This is a genomic window from Micromonospora sp. DT231 (assembly GCF_049847025.1).
Taxonomy (GTDB): Bacteria; Actinomycetota; Actinomycetes; order Mycobacteriales; family Micromonosporaceae; genus Micromonospora.
Genome location: NZ_JBNCNO010000004.1, coordinates 453903 through 477294 on the forward strand (window position 1 = coordinate 453903; position 23392 = coordinate 477294).

The window sequence follows — 23392 nt, forward strand, 5'->3', positions numbered from 1 at the left end:
GATTTCCCCCGGTGGCTTTTCTGTGACTCAGATCCCGACGTGGAGCGGCGGACCCGTCAGTCCCGCCAACGGCCGCGCAGCACCCGGCACCACCATCGGTGACCGGTACGCGCTGCGGTCCTCGGTGGGCAACGGCGGCATGGGCACGGTGTGGCGTGCCACCGACACCCTGCTGCGCCGCGACGTGGCGGTGAAGGAGGTCGTCCTGCCTCCGGGGCTGGCCCCCAGCGACCGCGACGCCATGTACGAACGCACCCTGCGCGAGGCGCGGGCCGCCGCCGCCATCCAGCACCCGGCGGTGGTGCAGGTGTACGACGTGGTCACCGAGGCCGGTCGGCCATGGATCGTGATGGAGCTGCTGGACGCCCGCAGCCTCGCCGACATGGTGATCGAGGACGGGCCGGTCGCGCCCCGCGCCGTCGCCAAGATCGGCATAGCGCTGCTCGGCGCCTTGGAGGTGGCGCACGCGATCGGTGTGCTGCACCGCGACGTCAAACCGGCAAACGTGCTGATCTGCTCTGACGGGCGGTGTGTGCTCACCGACTTCGGTGTCGCCCGGATGCCCACCGACGTGCAGCTCACCACCCCCGGCATGGTGCTCGGGTCGCCGCACTTCATCTCGCCCGAGCGGGCCATGGGCCAGGAGTTCGGCCCGCCGAGCGACCTCTTCTCGCTGGGTGTGACGCTCTACACGGCGGTGGAGGGGCGACCCCCGTTCGACAAGGGTGACCCGATCGAGACCATGCACGCGGTGGTCGAGGACCCGCCGGCCCCGCCGCAGCGCAGCGGCCCGCTGACCCGCGTGCTGATGGGCCTGCTGGAGAAGGACCCGGCCCGGCGACTGGACGTGCACACCTCCCGGGCCATGTTGCGCGAGTTGCTCGCCGGCCCGCTCGGCAGCACCGCCACCGCGGTGCACTCGGTCACCGACCCGTACGCGGTGGTGCCGGTGCAGCAACGCCCGGTGCCGGTTCTCCCGCCGCCGCCCCCGCCGGAGCCGAAGCCGGACCACCAGATCGGTGGCCCGGCGATGCTGGCCCCGAACGAGTCCCTGACCGACCGGCTGGCCTCACTGCGCCGGGGCGAGCGCCCCCAGCCGGCCACCCCGGCCGGTGCCACCGGGTTCGACGAGACGAGCGCCGACGCGTTGGCCGGCCCGTTGCACACGCCCACCGGCGCGATGCCCGGCCCGGGCCAGCCGTCCTCCGGGCGCACCTACGGTGGCAGCGCCGACACCACTCAGCGGGTGGACGCCGGCGGGCACCCGGACGCCACCCAGCGGGTCAGCTACGGCAACTCGGCCGACGCCACCCAGCAGGTCGGATACGGCGGCGCGCCGGAGGCAACCCAACGCATCGGCGGCACCTACGGCGGTGGCAACCAGTGGTCGGTGCCCGGCACCGGCCAGCCCTGGGCCACCTCGCCCGCCGCGCCGGCCGGCGGCGCTCTCGGCAGGGTCCGCGCCACAGGTGGTCAGCTCGTCGGCACGGTGAAGGCTTGGCCCCGCAAGGTGCAGCTCGCCGCGGCCGGCGGGTTGGCCGTCGTGCTGCTGCTCACCGTGGTGGCCCTCACCAGCGGCGACGACCCCTCGCCGAACAGCCCGGCGGCGCAGCCACCCGCGTCCGCCCCGGCGGCTCCCACCGTCGAGATGGAGCAGCACGCGGCCCGCGGCATCCAGGTCATGGTGCCGAAGGGGTGGAAGAAGGCCACCGGCGGCACGTACACCGACTACATCGACCCGGAGGACAGCGGCCGCAAGGTCCGCATCATCACCGAGAAGTGGTCGACCGACTCCAACCGGTGGGCGGAGACGGCGGCGAACGGCCTCCAGACCAGGAGCACCTCCTGCGTCAAGCCGTACCAGCAGCTCAACGCCACCGCGACGGAACTGGACAGCAAGCCGGCCGCCGAATTCGAGTACACCTGCGGCGAGGGCGACGTCATGCGGCACGGCGTCTGGCGTGGCGTGGCCGAGGGCGGCAAGGCGTACTCGTTCTACCTCACCTCGACGGACGCCAAGTTCGCGGCGAGCAAGCCGATCTTCGACGAGATGGCCAGGACGTTCAAGCTCACCGGGACAGGCTGAGCCGAGGGAACCGCCAGCGGTGATCCGCCGCCGTGCTATCAAGAGGCATGGCGGCGGACACCACTGACATCGACGACATTCGCGAGCAAGCCCAGCGCTGGCTGGCCGACGACCCCGACCCGGCCAGCCGGGACGAGCTGACGGCGGTGCTCGACCGGCTGCCGGCGAGCGCCCCGGAGCTGGCCGACCGGTTCGCCGGTCCGCTGACCTTCGGCACGGCGGGCCTGCGCGGCCCGCTGCGTGCCGGCCCGAACGGCATGAACCTCGCCGTGGTCACCCAGGCCGCTGCCGGCCTGGTCGGCTGGCTCGGGGCCCAGGGTGGCACCGGTCCCCTGGTGATCGGGTACGACGCCCGGCACGGCTCCCGGCAGTTCGCCGAGCGCACCGCCCAGGTGGCCACCGGGGCGGGCCGGCCGGCGCTGCTGCTGCCCCGCCCCCTGCCCACCCCGGTGCTGGCGTACGCGGTGCGCCAACTCGGCGGGGTCGCCGGAGTGATGGTCACGGCCAGCCACAACCCACCCCAGGACAACGGCTACAAGGTCTACCTCGGCGCGGAGCTGGGCGGTGAGCTGGGTGCCGGCGCGCAGATCGTGCCGCCCGCCGACGCCGGTATCGAGGCGGCCATCCGGGCGGTCGGCCCGCTGACTCAGGTGCCGCTGGGCCCGCCCGGGCAGGTGCTCGGTGACGACCTGGCCGCCTCGTACGTGGAACGGGCCACCGCCGTGATCGATCCGGACGGGCCCCGGGACCTGACCGTGGCGTACACCCCGCTGCACGGGGTGGGCGCGGCGGTGCTCACCGCGGCCTTCGCCAGCGCCGGTTTCCCGGTGCCCGGTGTGGTGCCCGACCAGGCCGAGCCGGACCCGGCGTTTCCGACTGTGTCGTTTCCCAACCCGGAGGAGCCGGGGGCGGTGGACCGGTTGATCGCGCTGGCCGACTCCACGGGCGCGGACCTCGCCATCGCCAACGACCCGGACGCCGACCGCTGCGCGGTGGTCGTCCGCGACAGCGCTGACGGCGGGCAGACCTGGCGGATGCTGCGCGGCGACGAGGTGGGCGTACTGCTCGCCGACCACCTGATGCGCCGTGGGGTGACCGGGCTCTACGCCACCACGATCGTGTCGTCGTCACTGCTGCGGGCGATGTGCGCGGCCCGGGGCCTGCCGTACGACGAGACGCTCACCGGTTTCAAGTGGATCGTCCGGGCCGGCGGCGGCAGCGCACCGCTGGTCTTCGGCTACGAGGAGGCGCTCGGCTACTGCGTGGCGCCCGAGCACGTCCGGGACAAGGACGGCATCACCGCCGCGCTGACCGTGGCCGAGCTGGCCGCCGGCCTGAAGACGCAGGGTCGTACGTTGACCGACCGGCTGGACGAGTTGGCCGCCGAATTCGGCGTACACCACACCGACCAGCTCTCCGCCCGGGTGGACGACCTCCAGGTGATCACCGATGCGATGGCCCGGATCCGGGCGGACACCCCGACCACCCTGCTCGGGCACCCGGTCGACAGCGTTCGGGACCTGCTACCCGAGGCGGACGTGGTGATCCTGCGTACCGGGGTGGCCCGGGTGGTGATCCGCCCGTCCGGGACCGAGCCGAAGCTCAAGGCGTACCTCGAGGTGGTGGAGCCGGTCGTGGACGGTGACGTCCGGACGGCCCGCGGCAGGGCGGCGCAGGCGGTCGCCGCCCTGCGCGGCGAGATCGCCACAGCTCTGGGGCTGTGACCGGCGGGGGTCAGCGGCGCGGGCCGAGGGCCTGGTCGACGGCCCGGCCCAGGGCGGCGACGACCAGGCCGACCGAGGGACGGACCACCGAGTCGTCGGTGCTCACCTCACCGGAGAAGCCGGCGCCGGTGGCGATCTCCTCCAGCCGGCGGCGCGCGTCGGCGGCGGTCTCGCCGTCCACCCCGAGCGCGGCCTCCATCCGCAGCACCACGACCAGGGTGGCCAGCGCGGCGGTCCGCTCGTCCGGGGCCGCCGCGCCGGTCAGCGCCTCGGCCAGCCGCTGCCGGGTCTCCGCCTCCACGGTGGCGTCCACGACCGGGTAGCGGTGCACGTGGATGAAGCCCAACTCGGTCTCGTCGACGTCGCGGACCACACCCTGGCTGCACAGGTCGCCGAGAATCCGGTCCCGCAGGCCGTGCCGCAGGCGCTGCACCCAGGAAGCCGGGCTGTGCGGGGTGTCGGCCGCGACCCGGCCCAGCACCTCGTCGGCGACCGGCTCGCCGGTGGGCGTCGGGTCGATCACTGCCAACGATCCGTCGGCGTACGCGATCCGGCCGGCCAGGGCCAGCTCGACCAGCACCGCGGCGGCCATGCCCAGGTCCAGGCTGATTCGGGGCATGGTCGCCTTGCCGGTCGTGTCGTCGTAGGCGAGGAGCAGCAACTCCTCGGCGAGCGCAACACCAGTCATGGCCGGAGACGGTAGCGGGTCCGTGCACACCGCGCACGGACCCGCCGAACCCGGCACCGACCGGTTGTGCCGCCCTCAGAACCGGGGCATGCCGCCGAACTGGCGGTCGCCGGCGTCCCCGAGCCCGGGGACGATGAACATGCGGTCGTTGAGCCCCTCGTCGATCGAGGCCGTGACCAGGCGCAACGGCAGACCGGAGCGTTCCAGCCGCTCGATGCCGACCGGTGCGGCGAGCACGCAGACGACCGTGATGTCGGTGCAGCCGCGGTCGGCCAGCAGCCGACAGGAGTGCTCCAGCGAGCCACCGGTGGCCAGCATCGGGTCCAGCACCAGCACCGGCAGCCCGGCCAGGTCGCGGGGCAGCGACTCCATGTAGGCGCGCGGCTCGTAGGTCTCCTCGTCGCGGGCCAGGCCGACGAAGCCCATCGAGGACTCCGGCAGCAGGCCGAGCGCGGCGTCCGCCATGCCCAGGCCGGCCCGCAGCACCGGGACCAGCAGCGGCGGGTTGGCCAGCCGGGTGCCCTCGGTGCCGGTGACCGGCGTCTGCACCGGGTACCGCTCGACGGGGAAGGTGCGCGCCGCCTCGTACACCAGCATGGTGGTCAGTTCGTGCAGCGCGGCCCGGAACGTCGAGGAATCGGTGCGCGCGTCCCGCATGGCGGTCAGTCTCGACTGGGCCAGCGGGTGGTCAATGACGTGTACGTCCACGATCGCTCAACCTACCGGTCCGTACGGCACGCCGGTGCGGGTGCGGTCGGACCAGCGACGCCGCTCACGTCCGGCGGCCCGCTGTGAGCAAGATCACTTGGCGTTCCGGTGCGTAGACTTCGGGGCATGACGGCGACAACGACGTCGGCCCGGTCGGAGCTCTCCGAGCTGGGACGATCCGAGACCGCTCTGCGGACCTTCCTGCACGGCCTACCGGGCGTGGACCAGGTCGGCGCGGAGCAGCGGGCGGCACAGCTCGGCACCCGATCCATCAAGACCACCGCCAAGGCCCAGGCGATCGACCTGGCGATCCGGATGGTCGACCTGACCACCCTGGAGGGCGCGGACACCCCCGGCAAGGTGCGCGCGCTCGCCGCGAAGGCGCTGCGCCCCGACCCGGCCGACCCGACCTGCCCGCACGTCGGCGCGGTGTGCGTCTACCCGGCGATGGTCCCGTACGTCGCCGAGGTGCTGCGCGGCAGCGCCGCCGGGGCCGGACGGCCGGCCGGCGGACCGGTCGAGGCGGACGGCTCGGCGCCGGCCGGACCCGGCATCGTGCACCTGGCCAGCGTGGCGACGGCATTCCCGTCCGGCCAGGCGCCGCTGGAGATCAAGCTCGCCGACACCCGGGCCGCCGTGGCGGCCGGCGCCGACGAGATCGACATGGTGATCAACCGGGGCGCGTTCCTGGCCGGGCGGTACTCCGAGGTCTACGACGAGATCGTGGCCACCAAGGAGGCCTGCGGCGACGCCCACCTCAAGGTGATCCTGGAGACCGGCGAGCTGGCCACCTACGACAACGTGCGGCGGGCCTCCTGGCTGGCCATGCTGGCCGGCGGCGACTTCATCAAGACCTCCACCGGCAAGGTGCCGGTCGCGGCGACGATGCCGGTGACGCTCGTGATGCTGGAAGCGGTCCGTGACTTCCGCGAGGCGACCGGGCGGCAGGTGGGCGTGAAGCCCGCCGGTGGCATCAAGACCACCAAGGACGCCATCAAGTACCTGGTGATGGTCAACGAGACCGTCGGCCCGGACTGGCTCGACCCGGACTGGTTCCGCTTCGGCGCGTCCAGCCTGCTCAACGACCTGCTGATGCAGCGCACCAAGCTGACGACCGGCGTCTACTCCGGTCCCGACTACTTCACCCTGGACTGATAGCCGATGTTCGAATACGCCCCCGCCCCCGAGTCCCGCTCGGTGGTGGACCTCAAGCCCTCGTACGGGCTGTTCATCGACGGCACGTTCGTCGACCCGACCGACGGCGGCAGCTTCAAGTCGATCAACCCCGCCTCCGAGGAGGTGCTGGCCGAGATCGCCGAGGCCGGCACTGCCGACGTGGAGCGCGCGGTACGCGCCGCCCGCAAGGCGTACGACAAGGTCTGGGGTCCGATGCCGGGCCGCGACCGGGCGAAGTACCTGTACCGCATCGCCCGGCTCGTCCAGGAACGCTCCCGCGAACTGGCCGTCCTCGAATCACTCGACAACGGCAAGCCGATCCGCGAGTCCCGCGACGTCGACCTGCCGCTTGTCGCCGCGCACTTCTTTTACTACGCGGGCTGGGCCGACAAGCTGGGTCATGCCGGCTTCGGGCCGAACCCGCAGCCGATCGGCGTGGCCGCGCAGGTCATCCCGTGGAACTTCCCGCTGCTCATGCTGGCCTGGAAGATCGCCCCGGCGCTCGCCGCGGGAAACACGGTGGTGCTGAAGCCCGCCGAGACCACCCCGCTGACCGCGCTGCTCTTCGCCGAGATCTGCCAGCAGGCCGACCTGCCGGCCGGCGTGGTCAACATCGTCACCGGGGCCGGCGACACCGGCCGCGCCCTGGTCGAGCACCCCGGCGTCGACAAGGTCGCCTTCACCGGCTCCACCGAGGTCGGCCGGGCCATCGCCCGCTCCGTCGCCGGCACCCGCAAGAAGCTCACCCTGGAGCTGGGCGGCAAGGCCGCCAACATCGTCTTCGACGACGCGCCGATCGACCAGGCCGTCGAGGGCATCGTGAACGGCATCTTCTTCAACCAGGGGCACGTCTGCTGCGCCGGCTCCCGACTGCTGGTCCAGGAGAACGTGGCCGACCGGGTGCTGGAGTCGCTGAAGCGACGAATGGCCCAACTCCGGGTCGGCGACCCACTGGACAAGAACACCGACGTCGGCGCGATCAACTCGGCGGCCCAGTTGGAGCGGATCCGCGAGCTGTCCGACGCCGGCTCCGCCGAGGGCGCCGACCGCTGGTCACCGCCGTGCGAGCTGCCCGACCGGGGCTTCTGGTTCGCGCCGACGATCTTCACAGGCGTCACCCAGGCCCACCGCATCGCCCGCGAGGAGATCTTCGGCCCGGTGCTGTCGGTGCTCACCTTCCGCACCCCGGCCGAGGCCGTGGAGAAGGCCAACAACACGCCGTACGGGCTGTCGGCCGGGATCTGGACCGACAAGGGCTCCCGGATCCTGTGGATGGCCGACCGGCTGCGCGCCGGCGTCGTCTGGGCCAACACGTTCAACAAGTTCGACCCCACCTCGCCGTTCGGTGGCTACAAGGAGTCGGGTTACGGTCGCGAGGGCGGCCGGCACGGGCTGGAGGGCTACCTCAATGTCTGAGCGGGTCGCGGTACGCAAGACGTACAAGCTCTTCATCGGCGGGAAGTTCCCGCGCAGCGAGTCGGGACGGTCGTATCTCGTGCAGTCCTCGAATGTGTCACTGGCCTCCCGCAAGGACGCCCGGGACGCGGTGGTCGCCGCCCGCGCCGCCGTGAAGGGCTGGGCCGGCGCGACCGCGTACAACAGGGGTCAGATCCTCTACCGGGCCGCCGAGATGCTGGAGGGCCGCCGCGAACAGTTCGTCGCCCTGGGCATCCCCGGCGACGAGGTGGACGCCGCGGTGGACCGCTGGGTCTGGTACGCCGGCTGGGCCGACAAGCTCGCCCAGGTGTACGGCGGGGCCAACCCGGTCGCCGGCCCGTACTTCAACCTCTCCGCCCCGGAGCCGACAGGCGTGGTCGCGGTGGTCGCCCCCGAGCGCCCGGCGCTGCTCGGCCTGGTCAGCGTCATCGCCCCGGCGATCGTCAGCGGAAACACGGTGGTGGTGGCGGCGTCACCGTCGGAGCCACTGGCGGCGGTGACGCTGGCCGAGGTGCTGGCCACCTCCGACCTGCCCGGCGGGGTGGTCAACATCCTTACCGGCGCGATCACCGAAACCGCGCCGGCGCTGGCGGCCCACATGGACGTCAACGCCATCGACCTGACCGGGGTGACCGACACCGCGCTCGCCACCGAGCTGGAGGTCAAGGCCGCGGAGAACCTCAAGCGGGTGCTCCGACCGGCCCCGGCCGACCACGACTGGTCGGCCGACCCGGGTCTGGCTCGGATGACAGTTCTGCTGGAGACGAAGACGGTGTGGCACCCCAAGGGGGTGTGATTCGGTTCTCGGCCTTTGGGTTTTGCGCGGCCTTTGGGTTTGCGCGGCCTTTGGGTTTGCGCGGCCTTTGGGTTTGCGCGGCCTTTGGGTTTGCGCGGCCTTTGGGTTTTCCGGGGGAGCCCGCCCACTCCGGGCGGTCAGGCTTGATCCCTGCGTGGGCGGGCTCCCCCGGAAAACCTGACGTGGGCCGGGTTCGTACGGGGGGGTCGTCTCGCGACTCCTGCCTGACGCCGAGTTGCCGACCAGCGGGGTGGCCCCGCCGCCCCGCTGCCATCCCTCCGGCCACCCAAGATCCACCTACCCACCGTGCCGCCGTCGCGGCCAAGATCTGCGCAACTTCAGGGATGTTGCTGCCTCCGGGGCGCTGGAGGCAGCAACATCCCTGTTCTTGTGCGGATCTTGCACCCTCTCGGCGACCTCGGCCGGTGATCATGGGGTTAGCCGGGCAGCTGGCCTCAATGAGGCCGGCCAACCTCATGATCACCCCGGGGGTGGGCGGGGTCCGGGGCAAGAGGGCGGGGTCGGGGCAAGAGGGTGGGGTCCGGGGCAAGAGGGCCGGGTCCGGGGCAAGAGGGCGGGGTCGGGGCAAGAGGGTGGGGTCCGGGGCAAGAGGGCGGGGTCCGGGGCAAGAGGGCGGGGTCCGGGGCAAGAGGGCGGGGGTCCGGGGCAGGAGGGTGGGGTCCGGGGTGGGTGGGGGTTCCGGGGTGGGTGGGGGTTCCGGGGTGGGTGGGGGTTCCGGGGTGGGTGGGGGTCCGGGGCAAGGGGGTGGGGGTCCGGGGCAAGGGGGTGGGGGTCCGGGGCAAGGGGGTGGGGTCCGGGGCAAGGGGGTGGGGTCCGGGGCAAGGGGGTGGGGTCCGGGGTGGGTGGGGGGTCTACTACCGGGGGTAGGATTGGGCTGTGACTCGGTTGGGCGATCTTGAGCGTGCGGTGATGGACGTGTTGTGGGACGTGGTCCCCGGCACGTCGGATGGTGTGACCGTGCGCGAGGTGGCCGACGCGCTCGACGGCCGTGAGCTGGCGTACACGACGGTGATGACCGTTCTGGACCGGCTCGCCGGCAAGGGCATGGTGTCGCGCGAGCGCGAGGGTCGGGCCTGGCGATACCGGCCAGCGGCCAGCCGCGAGGCGCACATCGCCCAGCTCATGCTCGACGCCCTCGACCTGGGCGGCAGCCGGGACGCCGCGCTGGTGCGCTTCGCCCGCTCGGTCACCGGCACCGAGGCCGAGGTGCTGCGCGCGGCGCTGGGCAGCGAGGCCGGCCTGACCGGGCCGGACACCACAGGCACGGGTGTCGCCGGGCCAGACGGGCCGAGCCGGGCCGGGTCGGGCGCCGAACTGACCGATCGGGTGGACGGGCCGGCGGGCCGGCGACCCGCCGGCGAGACAGCGGAGCGGTAGGGCGCGCGCCATGGCCTACGCCGTGCACTTCGCCGCCACCATGCTGGCCTGCTATCTGACGGCTCAGGTGCTGGCCCGCTCCACCTGGACGTGGCGCAGCCCCCGAGTGGCGATCATCTGCTGGCAGGCCGTCGGGTTGGCGCTGGGCCTCTCCGCGATGGGCCTGCCGATGGCGCTCGGCCTGAGCACGTACGACCTGCCGACCGGAAGCGCACTACTCGCCCTCGCCAACGACCTCGGCCACGGCACCCTGCCGGCCGGGATGAGCACCTTCCACCTGGCCGGCGTCGGGGTGGGCTTCGGCATCGGCGCGGTGTTGGTCACCACGACCGTGCGCAGCATCCACGGCACCGTACGCGCCCAGCGCCGGCACCGGGACCTGCTCTCCCTTGTCGCCAGGGACGATCCGGCCGCCCCCGGCGCGCTGGTGCTGGACCATCCGAGTGCCGCCGCGTACTGCCTGCCGGGGGTGAAACCGCAGGTGGTGGTCAGCGCCGGCACGCTGAGCCTGCTGGATCGGGCCGAGTTGGCCGCCGTACTCAGTCACGAGCGCGCGCATGCCCACGAACGGCACGACCTGGTGCTGCTGCCGTTCACCGCGCTGTGCCGCGCGTTGCCGTGGTTCGCCTGGGTCCGCGACGCGCACGAGCGGGTCGCCCTGCTGGTCGAGATGCGAGCCGACGACAAGGCCCGCGAGCTACACGCCGAGGCGCCGTTGGCGGGAGCGCTGCGCCGGTTCGCCGCCGCTGGCCACCGCATCACCCCGGCGGGTGCGCTGGGCATGGGCGACCGCGATCTTGATGTACGGGTCCAGCGCCTCCTGGTCAGCGACCGCCCACCCCGGGTGCTCGGCGCCACCGCCCTCGCGGTCGCCACCACGCTCGTCGCCCTCCCGGTCACGCTCTTCCTGAGCTAACCCCAGCACCCCGCGCACCCCCGGGCACCCCCCACGGACCCGTGCCCGCGCGCTCGCACGCGTCCCCGCGCGCCGCGCCGCCTCCCGATCTGAAGATCGCGCTCGATCCAGGATCGAGTGGCATCCGCGGCTGAACGAGGCCACTACAACCTGGATCGAGCGCGATCTTGCGCGGTCAGCACGACCCCCTGCCGCCATCAGCACGAGCGACAGCCCGGCCGGCGCGCCCTCGTCCGGCCAGCACGACCCCGCCCCACCATCGCCACGCCGTCCGGCGACCCGCCACCCGCCCGACCAGCACAAACCCGCCCACCACCGCGTCGCCATCGGGCCCGGCCGCCGCGCCCGCCACCCTGTCCGGCAGCGCGATCGTGCCGACACCCTTAACTACTACGCGATGTCGTAGACTTGCCTACGACGTCGCGTAGTAGACAGACGTGTAGAGAAACTACGTGTAGGGTGGCTACGACAAGGGAGCCAACACTACGGAGAGCCGGCCATGGACACCCTGCTCCTCGCCCGCCTGCAGTTCGCCACCACCACCTCGATCCACTTCCTGTTCGTGGTCGTCACGCTCGGGCTGGTCACCCTGCTGGTCGGGATGCAGACCGCCTGGGTCCTCACCGGCAACCCGAAGTGGGAGCGGCTGACCCGTTACTGGGGCCAGCTCTACGTGATCAATTACGTGCTCGGCATCGCCACCGGCATCGTGATGGAGTTCCAGTTCGGGCTGAACTGGAGTGGCCTGTCGCGCTACGTCGGCAACGTCTTCGGCGCGCCACTGGCCCTGGAGACGCTTGTGGCGTTCTTCCTGGAGTCCACGTTCCTCGGGATGTGGATCTTCGGCTGGCACCGGCTCCGCAAGGGGGTCCACCTCGCCCTGCTGTGGGGCGTGGCGATCACCGCGTACGCGTCGGCCTTCTGGATCATGGTGGCCAACTCCTGGTTGCAGAACCCGGTCGGCTACGAGGTCCGCGACGGGATCGCCCACCTCACCGACTTCGGCGCGCTCCTCACCAACCCCAGTCTCGGGATGGCGTTCGGGCACGTGGTGTCGGCAGCGTTGCTGATCGGCGGGATGCTGATGGCGGCGGTCAGCGCGTGGCACCTGATCCGGCGTACCCCGGACTTCGCGCTCTTCCGCACGTCGCTGCGGATCGGCCTGGTCACCTCGGCGTTGGCGATCAGCATGGTGCAGGGCTTCGGTTTCGCCCAGTTCGGCCCGGTCGGCAGCGTGCAGCCCACCAAGTTCGGTGGCGACGGGCCGGAGGCCCAGGCGCTGATCGCCGAGTGGACCGCGCGCTTCGGCCCCGGCGACTACACCCCGCCGGTGCTGGCCAGCGTCGGGCTCGGCTTCATGATCCTGACCGGGCTCACCCTCGGCTGCCTCTGGTTGCTGTTGCCCCTGCTCTTCCGTGACTGGATCATCCGGCTGCGCTTCCCGCTCTGGCTGATCCTGCTGGCCCTGCCGCTGCCGTTCGTCGCGGTGATCCTCGGCTGGATCTCCCGGGAGGTCGGCCGGCAGCCCTGGGTGGCGTACGGGCTGCTCCCCACCGAGCAGGCGGTCTCCCCGGTCGGCGCGCCGGTGATGCTGGCCTCGCTCGTCGGCTTCAGCCTGCTGCTGGGCGCCCTCGCCGTCACCAACTGGCGGCTGCTCGCCCGGTACGCGAAACGCGGCGCGCTCGACCCGGCGCTCGGCCGCCCGCCGACGCCGCCCGACGAGCCGGCCCGTCCCGAACCCGCACTCGTCTGAGGATCTGAGGAGAAGACCGTGGACCTCGCCTGGTACGCCCTGCTCGGCCTCTTCTTCGCCAGCTACCTGGTGCTCGCCGGCTACGACTACGGCGTCGGCCTGCTGCTCGCACGCGGCGGAAGTCCCGCCGGGCGGCGGGCCTCGCTCACCGCGCTCGGCCCGTTCTTCCTCGGCAACGAGGTGTGGCTGGTGGCCGCCGTGGGCATCCTGTTCGGCGCGTTTCCCGTGCTGGAGGGTGAGCTGCTGTCCGGCTGCTATCCGGCCGTCGCGGGCGCCCTGGTCGGCGTCATCCTGGTCACCGCAGGTGTGCAACTGCGCAGCCGGCACGCCGACGAGCGGATCCGCGCCCGCTGGGACCGCATCGTGACGATCGGCAGCGCGCTCGCCGCACTGGGCTGGGGTGTGGTGCTCGCCGCGCTGCTCCAGGGCGTACCCCGTCAGGCCGACGGGCACGTCGCCGGTGTGTCGCACCTCGCCACCCCGTTCGCCGCCGCCGCCGGGCTGGCCATGGTCGCCCTGGTCGCGGTGCACGGTGCGACATTCCTCACCCTGCGACTGCCGGCCGCCGAGGCCGCCGTGGTCGGCCGCACGGCCCGCCGGCTGGTGCCGGTGGCGCTCACCGCTGTCGCGCTGGCCACCGTCGTGGGCCTGCTCTCCGCCCGGGTACGCGACGCGGTCCAGCGGCCGGCGCTGGCCGTACTCCTGCCGGTGCTCCTGGTGGCGGCGTTGCTGGTGGCCCGCGCGGCGCTGGGGCGGCGGCGGCCGGGGTGGGCTCTGGTCGCCACCGGCGCGGCCCTGGCGCTGCCGGTGGTGCTCGTCGGCGCCGCCCTCTGGCCCTACGTGCTGGTGTCCACGACCGACCCGGGCGCCTCGCTCGCGGTGGCCGACGCCGCCGCCAGCGCACCGACCCTGCGGCTGCTCGGCTGGGTGGCGCTGCCGCTGCTTCCGGCCCTACTAGGCTTCCAGGCGATGTGCTGGTGGGTTTTCCGAGGACGAACCGACGGTAGGGCACCGGTGTACTGGTGAGCCGCCGTCCGTTCGACAGGCGTCTGCTGCGCCGGGTCCCTGCGGCCCGGCGCGATCTTGCCGTGCTCGGGCTGCTGGGTGTGCTCGCCGCCGGGTTGATCGTGGCGCAGGCCACGGCACTCGCGGCCGTGCTGGCCACCGCCGTCGACGGACGACTCGATCGACAGGCGCTGGCCGGCTTCGTGCTCGCTGTCGCCGCCCGCTCGGCGTTGGTCTGGGCGCAGGGCACGGTCTCCGCGCGGGTGGCCGCCACGGTCAAGGCCACGCTGCGGGCCGACCTGCTCGGCGCGGTGGGGCGGCACGGCCCCGGCTGGGTGGCAGGTCAGCGCGCCGGTCAGCTCGCCACCCTGGCCGGGCGCGGGTTGGACGCGCTGGACGCCTACTTCACCGGGTACCTGCCGCAGTTGGTGCTGAGCGTGACGGTGCCGCTGGCGGTGCTGGCCCGGGTCGTCTTCGCCGACTGGAGCTCGGCGGTGATCATCGCGCTGACCCTGCCGCTGATCCCGGTCTTCGGCGCACTGCTCGGCTGGCAGGCGCAGGCCGCCACCGAACGGCAGTGGCGGCGGCTGTCGCTGCTCGGCGGTCATTTCCTGGACATGGTCGCCGGGCTGCCCACCCTGCGCGCGTTCGGACGGGCCCGGGCACAGACCGACGTGGTACGCCGGATGGCCGACGGACACCGCGTCGCCACCATGAAGACGCTGCGCATCGTGTTCCTCTCCGCGCTCGTGCTGGAACTCGTCGCGACCCTCTCGGTGGCCCTGGTCGCGGTGCCGGTCGGCATCCGGCTGCTCGGCGGCGGGCTGGCCCTGCAGACCGCGCTGCTGGTGCTGCTGCTCACCCCCGAGGCGTACCTGCCGCTGCGGTCCGCCGGCAGCCGCTTCCACGCCAGCATGGAGGGGCTCGCCGCGCTGGACGAGGCGCTGACCATCTCGGCCGCGCCCGTCGCACCCCGCGCCGCCGAGGGCGCCACCACCCCGGACGCGCGGCGCGAGATCCGGTTCGAGGGGGTGACCGTGGCGTACGAGCGGACCACCGCGCTGCGGGACGTGACCCTGACCATCCGGCCCGGCGAACGGATCGCCGTCATCGGGCCCAGCGGCGCCGGGAAGAGCACACTGCTCGGCCTGCTGCTCGGCTTCGTGACGCCGACAAGTGGCCGGGTCACCGTGGACGGGGTCGACCTCGCCACCGCCGACCCGGACGCCTGGCGCCGGCAACTCGCCTGGGTGCCGCAGCGGGCCCACCTCTTCGCCGCCTCGCTTGCCGACAACATCCGGCTGGGCGCTCCGGACACCCCGCCCGACGTACTGGCCGCGGCGGTGCGCGACGCCGCCCTGGACGACGTGGTGGCCGGTCTGCCGGACGGCCTGGACACCCTGCTCGGCGAACGCGGCCACGGACTGTCCAGCGGGCAGCGGCAGCGGGTCGCCCTGGCCCGAGCCTTCCTGCGCGCCGCACCTGTGGTGCTGCTCGACGAGCCCACCGCCCGCCTGGACACAGCCGCCGAGACGGTGGTGCTCGACGCCACCCGCCGTCTGGTCGCCGGCCGGACCGCGGTGCTTGTCGCACACCGGCCGGCGCTGCTCGCCGACGCCGACCGGATCCTGCGCGTCGAGGACGGTCGGGTCACCGAGCTGACGCCCGAACCGACCGGAAAGGCACCCCGATGAGCGCGGCAAACGGGTCGGGCCCGGTCGACCCACGGCCGGTCGACGCGGGCCCGGTCGACGCGGGGCCGGTCGACCCGGGGCCGGTCGACCCGGGGCCGGCCGACGCGGCACCGCAGGGGCGGGTCGGCGCCGAACGGGCCGTGCTGCGGCTGGCCCGGCCGTACCTGGGCCGCCTGGTCGGTGCCGGGCTGCTCGCGGCCGCCACCGAGTTCGCCGGGCTGGCCCTGATGGCCACGGCCACCTGGCTGTTGATGAGCGCCGCCGGTCAACCCCCACTGGACCGGCTCACCGTGGCGATCGTCGCGGTCCGGGCGCTGGCGATCAGTCGGGGCGTGTTGCGCTACACCGAACGGCTCGCCGGGCACGACGCGGTGCTCCGCATGATCACCGACGTCCGGGCCCAGGTCTTCGCCACCCTCGCGGCCCGTCGCGACGCCGTACACCGCTCGGGAGACGTGCTGAGTCGGCTGGTCTCGGACGTCGAGGCGGTCCAGGACCTGCTGCTGCGAGTGCTGGTCCCGGGCTCGGCGGCGGCCCTGGTCGGTGTCCTGGCGGTCACCGGGGCCGCGCTGATCTCGCCGCCGGCCGCCGGAGCGCTCGCCCTCGGGCTGCTGGTCGCCGGCGTGGCGCTGCCCGCGCTGGCGACGGCGGTCACCCGCCGCAGCGCGGCCGAGGTGGCCCCGCTGCGCGGCGCGCTGGCCACCGACGCGATCGACCTCACCCATGGCGCCGCCGACCTGGCCGCGTTCGGCGCGACCGGCGGCGCGCTGCACGCCGCCGAGGAGCGCGCCCGACGGCTGGCCCGACTCGAACGCCGGCTGGCCGCCACCGGGTTCGCCGTGGACGCGGCCGGGGTGCTGACCGCCGGGTCGACCGCCGCGGCGGTGGTGCTGGCGGCGCTGTCCGCCGACGTCCCCGGCGTGCTGGTGGGCGTCCTGGCCGTCGGCGCGCTGGCCGCCGTCGAGGTGACCCTGGCGCTTGTCGGGGCGGCCCGACAATGGACACAACTGCGGCCCGGCCTGGCCCGGGTGGCCACCCTGCTCGACGCCGGCCCGCCGGCCCGCCCGGCCACGGACGGCAGCACCGACCTGACCGGCCCGTCGGAGCTGCGCTTCGACGACGTGACCGTGCGGTACCGGGCCGGCGCGGCCCCCGCCCTGGACGGCATCAGCCTGGACCTGCCGGCCGGGCGGAGGATCGCGGTGGTCGGCCCGAGCGGCGCCGGCAAGAGCACCCTGGCCGGCGTGCTGACCGGCACCGTCCGGCCGGTGTCCGGCCGGGTCACCCTCGACGGTCGAGACCTGTCGGCGTACGCCGAGGAGGCCCTGCCCCGCGCGGTCGGCGGGCTGCTCGCCGAGGCGTACGTCTTCCATGCCACGGTGCGGGAGAACCTGCTGCTCGGACGGGCCGGGGCCGGCGAGGACGAGCTGACCGCCGCCACCGCGGCGGCCGGCCTGTTGGAGTGGATACGCGCCCAGCCGGCAGGCTGGGACACGCTCGTCGGCGAGGAGGGCGGGCAGCTCTCCGGCGGCCAGCGGCAGCGGCTGGCGCTCGCTCGGGCCCTGCTCGCCGCGCCGCCGGTGCTGGTGCTCGACGAGCCCACCGAAGGGCTGGACCCGACCGCCGCGGACGCGGTGCTCGCGTCCGCCCTCGCCGCCACCCCTACCGGGCACTCGGTGCTGCTGATCACCCACCGTCTCAGCGGGCTCGCCGAACTGGACGAGATCGTCGTCCTCGACGGAGGTCGGGTGACCCAGCGCGGTCGGCACGCCGAGCTCGTCGCCACCGACGGCTGGTACCGCGACCAGTGGCTGCTCCAGGCGGCTGCCGAACGGGGTTACCTGGCGCTCGCGCCCTGACCTGGCTCGGGGACGGACCAGGGTTCTCCCCGACGTCGGGGCTCCGGAGTCCGTGGCAGGGTGGTGGCATGCCGCGCTGTGAGGATGTGTTGGTCGACGAGCACCTGCGGGACCTGGCCGCCCGGTTGCAGGGGCCGGCGCGACTCAAGTCCGACCTGCTGATCGAGGCCCGGCACGGGCTGCTGGACGCCGTCGAGGCGTACCAGGAGAGCGGCGTGCCGCCCACGGAGGCGCAGCGCCGCGCGGTGGTCGAGTTCGGCTCACCGGCGCAGTTGCTCCCCTCCTGGCAGGCCGAGCTGGCGGTGGGCGCGCTGCGGGGCCTGTCCCTGCGGATGCTGGCCGTCGCCGGGGTGGGGATGGCCGCTGGCGACCTGACCTGGCGTGGGGCGAGCTGGAGTGACGGCCCTCGCCCGCCGGCCGGCTACCTGCTGCTCTCCGACTCGGTCGACCTGATCTGGATGAGCACGCTGCTGCTCGCGGTGGTCGGTCTGCTCGTGGTGGCGGCGAGCGCCCGTTCGGCACGACCGGGGCTGGTCATGGCGCAACGCGCGGTGGGCGCCGGCCTGACCGGCCTGCTGGCCCTCGCCATGGTGACCGGATGCGCCCTCTTCACCTGGTCCCTCAACCTCTGGGACGCGGCGCTGAGCTGGCCACCGATGATCATCGGCGGGGTGTTGGTGAGCGGCGCGTACTTCTCGCTGACCCGCGCGACGCGCGGCTGGCTGCTGGCCATCGCCCGCTGACCCACGCCGCCCTGCTCTGCCCCGCGCCAGCCGTGTCGGCGCTGACCCCGCGTCGTGCACGCCCGCTCGCGGTCGGGCGCGGGCGGGCACGGTCCGGCCGGGTCAGGCCGGGGTGGGCGGGCTGCCGGGGTCGAGGAACCGGCCGACCGTCAGTTGGAACTCGTGCCAACCGGCGCGCTCTCCGGCCAGCGCGCGGCGGCCGGAGTCGGTGAGCTGGTACGTCCGCCGCTCCCGACCGTTGACAGTGCTCCAGGTGCTCGCCACGTGCCCCGCGCGTTCCAGGCGACGTAGCGCGGGATAGATGGTGCCGGTGGGCAGATCCAGGCTGCCATCACTGCGCTCCCGCAGCGCCTCGATGATGGCGTAGCCGTGCTGCTCGCCCTGCTCCAGCACGGCGAGCAGCAGAGCGTCGAGATGGCCGTGCAACGACTGGGCCTTCATACGTAGCTACGCTACTTGTCGAGCGGCCCGTTCGCCAGCGTCGGCCACCAGCAGGTCGAACCCGTGCGCCAACCGGCCACCGGGGTGCGGGCATCGGTCACCCAGCGCCGCCGACTAGGGTATGTGCCCAGAGTCACTCGTCGGACAGAGACCCCGACGGGTGGGCAACCCGAAGCACACGGAGGTCAGCGTGGCCCGCCAGTCGCCCCAACGGCCCGACGCCGACGAGCCCGAGCTCGACGACACCACGAACGCGGCCGAGCCAGAGGAGGCCGCGGAGACCGACGGCCCGTCGGCTTCGATCGACAGGTCGCTCTGGGACGAGCTGCGCATCGATCCGGTGGAGATCTCCCTGCCCGCCGGCACCGGTTTCACGCTGCGGGCGTACCGGCCGGCCAGCGCGCTGACCCCGACCGATGTGACCGAACGCGACCAGGACGACCCGTTCCTCGCCCGCCGCCAGGTCGTCGAGGAGGAGGACGACGAGACGGTCGTCATCCTCGACGAGGACCTGGCCGAGGAGTTCGCCGAGAGCGACGAGGACGAGTCGACGCGCCGCCGCGCCGACAGCAAGGCCGAGGACGAGGCCGAGGGCGACGAGGCGGACGAGGACGTCCCGGACGAGGCGGACGACGAGGAGGTGCCGGTCTTCCTCAGCCACCGGGGCAAGCTGCTGCTGTTCAAGACCCCCGAGTCGTTGGTCAGTTTCATCCGGTCCGGCGCGCCAAACGATCTGTCCCAACTGGACAGCTGGAATGAATTGGCCGAACGGGTGGAGCCGGCCGATATCGTTCCACTGGACGAGGACAACTACGAACTCGACCTGGTCGTGGAGAACCTGCGCGGTGGCCACGACACCTGGGATTCGACCCTGCTGATCGAGGCCGGCGAGATCGCCCGCGACATCTCGTACGCATTGCGGCTGCCTGCGGTCCTGGACATGCTCTCCGCCGGCTCCAGCCTCGACGACCTGGACGAGGCGCTGCGGGCCACCGCCAACGGCGGAATCGGTGCTTTCCTGGGTCGACGGCGGCTGAAGAAGATCGGAGCACAGACCGCGAGTTTGGGTTGGCGCACCATTGTCGGCAAGATCTCTGCGGTGGTGGACTGGCGCGACTGACCCGTACCGGGGAGCATCAGTTGCTGGCAGAGGAAAGACCTGTCCCGGGAGGAGGACGACGCCGTGGCGCTCGTGCGCGTTTACTGCGGTCTGGCCTCGGCGGATCCGGCTGACCGACCGGCCTCCGCCGGTTCGACGCTGACGTCCGCTGTGGTCGACGACGCAGGCCGTCTGCTGCATGTCTGCGAGATCAGCGACGACGCCGCTGGCTACGCCCAGCTCGTCGCGCTGCTCGTGGAGCGGTCGGGCGGGCCGAGCGGAGCGGCCATCGCCGCCGACAGTGACGACCACACGGTCACCTCGCTGCTGAGCGCGGCGGGGCGACCCTTGGCCATTGCCGACGACGACTCGGTGGACGACTTCGCCGAGCGGTTCGCCGACGACGACTCGCTGGAGGAGATGCAGTCGCCTCCGGCCGAACGACGGGCCGTCGGCCTGGCCCGCGCGTTGCAGGCGGGCGCGCTCTCCGCGGTCACCCTGCCGGCGCCCCGGGACCTCGCCGGCTACAAGCAGGTGCTCGCCGCGCACGCCGCCCTGGCCAGCGGTCGACACTCCGCCGCCGTGGCGCTGCGTGAGGTGTTGCGTGAGCTCTACCCGGCGGCCCTGCGGGCGTACCCGGACCCGGCCGAGCCGGTCTCGCTCGCGGTGCTGGACGCGCTGCCCGAGCCGGGCATGCTCGGCGGCACCGTCGCCCGGGGCCGCGAGGTGTCGGTCGCGGCGGATGCGATCGCCGCGCACCTCGCCGCCGACGGGGTCGCCGACGCCGAGGAAATCAACGAGGCGGTCACCGCACTGCGGGTCGCCATCTCCGAGACGCCGCGCCGCGCGGCGGTCAACCGGGCTCTCACGTCCGCGGTGGCCGAGACGGTCCGCCAGGCCGTCGCCTCCGTACGAGCCTGCGACGCGGGCTGTGAGGCGCTGGTCAGCGCCCTCAGCTCTCGGGTCAGCACGCCCGCCCAGGCGCCTGGGCGCCGGGCCGCTGCCCGCCGTGGTGAGTCGGTCGGTGAGCTGACCGGCCTGGCCGGTGCCAACGCCGGGTTGACCGGCGCCAACGCCGGGTTGACCGGTCTCGCCGGCACCAACGCCGGGTTGCGGTCGGTCCGACCCCCCACGCCAGCCGCCGACCCGGCACCCGCCGTCGGTCGGCGCAGCCGTCCCGAGCCGGTCCCCGGTAACGCGCCGTTGGCGTCACCCCGTCCACTCGGGCCGCCGCCTGTCGCACCCGCCCCGGTCACGCCGCCGCCTGTCGCACCCGCGCCGATGACTCCGGCGGCGATGGCTGGGCCTCCGGCGTCCACGCTGCCCAGTCGCAGCGAGCCGCTCCCCAGCCGGATCGACGGCCCGACCAACCGGCCGGTCTCCTCGCCGCCGCCTCCGCCGCCCGGGATCACCCCGATCGCGCCGGCGCAGCGCGGCATGGTGCCTCCGGCCGAGGCCGGTGAGCCGTTCCGGCCGACGCTGACCACCGCCGCGATCAACAATGCGCGCGCCGAACGGCAGCGTACGGTCATCCCGCCCCGCCCGAAGACCAACGGCGAACCCCGGCCGAGTCACCTGCAACGCCCGGTCGACGAGCCGCCGACGGGCGGGTTCAGCGCCACCGATCTGAGCATTCCGGTGCCGACTCCCCGGCCTGGTCAGGAGTCGGCACCGCCCGGCTCCCGCGCCAACTGGCCGCTTGTCAACAACCCGGAGGACCCGGCCGACAGCCCACCGAACAACCCGGCGGCCTATCCCTACGGCGGCAGCCGCGGCATCGACCCTCCGACCGACCCGGGTCGCGCCGACGGTCGGGTCACCCCGCCCTGGTTGGCGGACGACCTGCCGCAGGAGCCCCCGATGCTGCGCCTGGTGGAGCCACCGCCACTCGCTGATCGGGCGCTGCGTGAGGGGCTCAGCCCACAGGCGGACCCGCACCTGGAGACGCCGCCGCTGCGGTTGGTCGACCGGGAGCAGGCCGCGCGGAACGGCCGAGCGGCCGCACGCGCCGCCGAGCACCGGCCGCCACCCCCGGTGGAGCACCGGCCGCCTCCGCTGGAGCACCGGCCGCCTCCGCTGGAGCGCCGAACGCCTCCGGTCGAGCACCGGCCACCACCTGTCGCCGACGAGGGCGACGGCGACCTGCTGATCTTCGCGCAGGCCAAGTCGGCCTGGTTCGTGGGGCAGGCCGAGGAGACCGACCTGGACTGGTCGACCACCGCCGACACCGGCTGGCAGGCCGCCGAGCAGGCAGCCCGCCCCGCGGTGGGAGCCGCGACAAACGCCGGGCTGCCCAAGCGTGTGCCACAGGCCAATCTGGTCCCCGGTTCCCCGATACGCGAGGAGCGCCCATTGCGCATAGTGCGTGATGCGGCGAGCCTCGCGGAGAACACCACGGGTTACTTCCGCGGTTGGCGTCGCGGGCAGGAGATCGGCGGTTTCGCGGTAGGCGGACGACCAGGCCGCGAGGCGGCCGGTGGCTGGGACTTCAGCCGCGACCACGGCGACCGGGACGACGACCGGGAGTACGAGTACCGCTCCGCCGGCTACCAGTCCTGACCGTCAGCAGCTCCCCCACCACACGCGAATCGCGCCCCCAGTCAGCCGACTGGGGGCGCGATCGTGTCGGCGGGACGGAACGTCGACGCGAAAACGCCGCCCCTCGAAGACCCAGGCCGGACGTCAGTTCCCCGAGCGGGGCAGACATCCGCCAGAGCTCAAGAAGGCGGCGTGGGGTGCCCGCCGGCACCAGCAGCACGACGGGCAAGGCGAAACGCCCGGTGGCGGCCGGAGCCACCACCGGGCCTGCGGTGCCCGATCAGGCCGGGGCCACCGCGCGCGTACGGCGCATGGTGAGCACGTACTCGACAAGCGAGATCAGCACGTGCTTCGTCGACTCCCGGTTACGGGCGTCGCACGCCACCACCGGCACGTCGCTCGAGATCGCCAAGGCGTCCCGAACGTCCTGCGGGTCGTGGTACTGCATCCCGTCGAAGCAGTTGATCGCCACCAGGTACGGGAGGCGTCGGTGCTCGAAGAAGTCGATCGCCGCGAAGCAGTCGGCCAGCCGGCGGGTGTCCACCAGCACGACCGCACCGATGGCGCCCCGGACCAGTTCGTCCCACATGAACCAGAACCGGGTCTGACCCGGCGTACCGAACAGGTACAGAATCAGGTCACGGTCGATCGAGATCCGGCCGAAGTCCATAGCCACCGTGGTCGTCGTCTTCCCCGGCACCTGCCGGTTGTCGTCGACGCCCACGCCGGCGGAGGTCATGATGGCCTCGGTGGTCAGCGGCGTGATCTCCGAGACCGAGCCGACCAGCGTCGTCTTGCCGACGCCGAATCCACCGGCGATAACGATCTTCGCCGACGTCACGCGCCCACTCGGGTTCGGTGGGCGGTGCGACATGTCAGAGCCTGCGAAGTCCACTCAGCACCCTCTCCAGCAGTTCAGTGCCCACCGCGTCGTCGGAGTCGTCCAAAATGGTCGGCTCGTGGACCGCGACCAGGCCGTCCGTCGCCATGTCGGCGATGAGCACCCGGGCCACACCGAGCGGGAGCTGCATCCGCGCCGCGATCTCTGCGAGCGATTGCACGCGTCCGTCACACAGCGCGGCGATGTACTGGTGTTCGCGGCCCTGGCCGCCGTTGCCATTGGCAGCGGCCCGGCCGCGCACCGTCGTCTCGACGAGCGCCTCCAGCGCGATGTCGAGCCGAGGACGGGTACGACCACGGGTCACGGCGTATGGACGGACCAGCGCTCCGGTTGGTTCGTCACGATCGGCCATCTCGCCGCTCACCTCCTTCGTACCCGCTACCGGCTCCCACCGGTGAAACCCGTCGTTGTCGTCGTTGCAGTCGTGCCG

At 73.2% G+C, this 23392-nt stretch carries 19 protein-coding genes; 14 read left to right on the top strand and 5 right to left on the bottom strand.

The annotated features are described in order from the left end of the window. Positions 1-22 precede the first annotated feature (22 nt). Together ACPXBU_RS13475 and ACPXBU_RS13480 are read left to right on the top strand one after the other, a co-directional pair. The gene (locus ACPXBU_RS13475) at positions 23-2086 is read left to right on the top strand and encodes a serine/threonine-protein kinase (protein WP_393366322.1); all 2064 of its coding nucleotides are present in this window, start codon (positions 23-25) and stop codon (positions 2084-2086) included. Positions 2087-2133: 47 nt separating this feature from the next. Continuing rightward, positions 2134-3810: a phospho-sugar mutase gene (locus ACPXBU_RS13480; protein WP_425758268.1), complete on the top strand. Its 1677-nt coding sequence runs from the start codon at positions 2134-2136 to the stop codon at positions 3808-3810. 10 nt (positions 3811-3820) lie between these two features. Here the strand turns inward: ACPXBU_RS13480 and ACPXBU_RS13485 are convergent, their stop codons facing one another. Next, the gene (locus ACPXBU_RS13485; protein ID WP_425758269.1) at positions 3821-4498 is read right to left on the bottom strand and encodes a GOLPH3/VPS74 family protein; all 678 of its coding nucleotides are present in this window, start codon (positions 4496-4498) and stop codon (positions 3821-3823) included. 75 nt (positions 4499-4573) lie between these two features. Further along, the gene (gene upp, locus ACPXBU_RS13490; protein ID WP_425758270.1) at positions 4574-5206 is read right to left on the bottom strand and encodes a uracil phosphoribosyltransferase; all 633 of its coding nucleotides are present in this window, start codon (positions 5204-5206) and stop codon (positions 4574-4576) included. Between the two features lie 126 nt (positions 5207-5332). Between upp and deoC the strand changes: the two genes are divergently transcribed. The 10 genes from deoC to ACPXBU_RS13540 all read left to right on the top strand — a co-directional run bounded on the left by deoC (position 5333) and on the right by ACPXBU_RS13540 (position 17983). After that, entirely contained in the window at positions 5333-6361 is a 1029-nt protein-coding gene (deoC, locus tag ACPXBU_RS13495; RefSeq protein WP_425758271.1) for a deoxyribose-phosphate aldolase, read from the top strand. Positions 6362-6367: 6 nt separating this feature from the next. Then, positions 6368-7798, top strand: a complete 1431-nt coding sequence (locus ACPXBU_RS13500) for an aldehyde dehydrogenase family protein (protein WP_425758272.1) — start codon at positions 6368-6370, stop codon at positions 7796-7798. After that, on the top strand, positions 7791-8615 hold the full coding sequence (locus ACPXBU_RS13505) for an aldehyde dehydrogenase family protein (protein ID WP_393366269.1): 825 nt from the start codon (positions 7791-7793) through the stop codon (positions 8613-8615). Before ACPXBU_RS13500 ends, ACPXBU_RS13505 begins: the two co-directional genes overlap by 8 nt. An 897-nt stretch (positions 8616-9512) precedes the next feature. After that, positions 9513-10013 (top strand): BlaI/MecI/CopY family transcriptional regulator, encoded by a 501-nt coding sequence (locus ACPXBU_RS13510; RefSeq protein ID WP_425758273.1) that lies wholly within the window; start codon positions 9513-9515, stop codon positions 10011-10013. Positions 10014-10023: 10 nt separating this feature from the next. Then, the gene (locus tag ACPXBU_RS13515; RefSeq protein WP_355031910.1) at positions 10024-10929 is read left to right on the top strand and encodes a M56 family metallopeptidase; all 906 of its coding nucleotides are present in this window, start codon (positions 10024-10026) and stop codon (positions 10927-10929) included. Between the two features lie 499 nt (positions 10930-11428). Then, the gene (locus ACPXBU_RS13520; protein ID WP_425758274.1) at positions 11429-12682 is read left to right on the top strand and encodes a cytochrome ubiquinol oxidase subunit I; all 1254 of its coding nucleotides are present in this window, start codon (positions 11429-11431) and stop codon (positions 12680-12682) included. Between the two features lie 18 nt (positions 12683-12700). Next, a complete protein-coding gene (locus ACPXBU_RS13525; RefSeq protein ID WP_425758275.1) occupies positions 12701-13708 on the top strand; it encodes a cytochrome d ubiquinol oxidase subunit II in 1008 nt (335 codons plus the stop codon). After that, a complete protein-coding gene (gene cydD, locus ACPXBU_RS13530; RefSeq protein WP_425758276.1) occupies positions 13705-15381 on the top strand; it encodes a thiol reductant ABC exporter subunit CydD in 1677 nt (558 codons plus the stop codon). Before ACPXBU_RS13525 ends, cydD begins: the two co-directional genes overlap by 4 nt. Further along, a complete protein-coding gene (gene cydC, locus ACPXBU_RS13535) occupies positions 15378-17240 on the top strand; it encodes a thiol reductant ABC exporter subunit CydC (protein ID WP_425758277.1) in 1863 nt (620 codons plus the stop codon). Before cydD ends, cydC begins: the two co-directional genes overlap by 4 nt. Before the next feature lie 68 nt (positions 17241-17308). Continuing rightward, positions 17309-17983, top strand: a complete 675-nt coding sequence (locus ACPXBU_RS13540) for a permease prefix domain 1-containing protein (RefSeq protein ID WP_425758278.1) — start codon at positions 17309-17311, stop codon at positions 17981-17983. A gap of 102 nt (positions 17984-18085) precedes the next feature. Here ACPXBU_RS13540 and ACPXBU_RS13545 read toward each other — a convergent pair whose 3' ends face one another. Further along, entirely contained in the window at positions 18086-18424 is a 339-nt protein-coding gene (locus ACPXBU_RS13545; protein ID WP_393366254.1) for a PadR family transcriptional regulator, read from the bottom strand. A 160-nt stretch (positions 18425-18584) separates the two neighbouring features. Here ACPXBU_RS13545 and ACPXBU_RS13550 point away from each other — a divergent pair, with 160 nt between their 5' ends. Both ACPXBU_RS13550 and ACPXBU_RS13555 read left to right on the top strand, forming a co-directional pair. Next, entirely contained in the window at positions 18585-19544 is a 960-nt protein-coding gene (locus ACPXBU_RS13550; RefSeq protein WP_425758279.1) for a DNA primase, read from the top strand. A gap of 39 nt (positions 19545-19583) precedes the next feature. Then, positions 19584-22082, top strand: coding sequence for a transposase (locus tag ACPXBU_RS13555; protein WP_425758372.1), 2499 nt, complete (start codon positions 19584-19586; stop codon positions 22080-22082). A 259-nt stretch (positions 22083-22341) separates the two neighbouring features. On the opposite strand, the gene ACPXBU_RS13560 is transcribed toward ACPXBU_RS13555, so the two are convergent. Together ACPXBU_RS13560 and ACPXBU_RS13565 are read right to left on the bottom strand one after the other, a co-directional pair. Further along, positions 22342-22935, bottom strand: a complete 594-nt coding sequence (locus tag ACPXBU_RS13560) for a GTP-binding protein (RefSeq protein ID WP_357814297.1) — start codon at positions 22933-22935, stop codon at positions 22342-22344. A 1-nt stretch (position 22936) separates the two neighbouring features. Beyond that, a complete protein-coding gene (locus ACPXBU_RS13565) occupies positions 22937-23314 on the bottom strand; it encodes a DUF742 domain-containing protein (protein WP_030329021.1) in 378 nt (125 codons plus the stop codon). Between the last annotated feature and the right edge of the window lie 78 nt (positions 23315-23392).

Excerpts from the sequence above, each read along its gene's own strand:
- ACPXBU_RS13565 (WP_030329021.1), bottom strand. The coding sequence starts at position 23,314 with ATGGCCGATCGTGACGAACCAACCGGAGCGCTGGTCCGTCCATACGCC.
- ACPXBU_RS13540 (WP_425758278.1), top strand. The coding sequence starts at position 17,309 with ATGCCGCGCTGTGAGGATGTGTTGGTCGACGAGCACCTGCGGGACCTG.
- cydC (WP_425758277.1), top strand. The coding sequence starts at position 15,378 with ATGAGCGCGGCAAACGGGTCGGGCCCGGTCGACCCACGGCCGGTCGAC.
- ACPXBU_RS13515 (WP_355031910.1), top strand. The coding sequence starts at position 10,024 with ATGGCCTACGCCGTGCACTTCGCCGCCACCATGCTGGCCTGCTATCTG.
- ACPXBU_RS13480 (WP_425758268.1), top strand. The coding sequence starts at position 2,134 with ATGGCGGCGGACACCACTGACATCGACGACATTCGCGAGCAAGCCCAG.
- deoC (WP_425758271.1), top strand. The coding sequence starts at position 5,333 with ATGACGGCGACAACGACGTCGGCCCGGTCGGAGCTCTCCGAGCTGGGA.
- ACPXBU_RS13545 (WP_393366254.1), bottom strand. The coding sequence starts at position 18,424 with ATGAAGGCCCAGTCGTTGCACGGCCATCTCGACGCTCTGCTGCTCGCC.
- ACPXBU_RS13485 (WP_425758269.1), bottom strand. The coding sequence starts at position 4,498 with ATGACTGGTGTTGCGCTCGCCGAGGAGTTGCTGCTCCTCGCCTACGAC.
- ACPXBU_RS13505 (WP_393366269.1), top strand. The coding sequence starts at position 7,791 with ATGTCTGAGCGGGTCGCGGTACGCAAGACGTACAAGCTCTTCATCGGC.
- ACPXBU_RS13500 (WP_425758272.1), top strand. The coding sequence starts at position 6,368 with ATGTTCGAATACGCCCCCGCCCCCGAGTCCCGCTCGGTGGTGGACCTC.
- ACPXBU_RS13560 (WP_357814297.1), bottom strand. The coding sequence starts at position 22,935 with ATGTCGCACCGCCCACCGAACCCGAGTGGGCGCGTGACGTCGGCGAAG.
- ACPXBU_RS13520 (WP_425758274.1), top strand. The coding sequence starts at position 11,429 with ATGGACACCCTGCTCCTCGCCCGCCTGCAGTTCGCCACCACCACCTCG.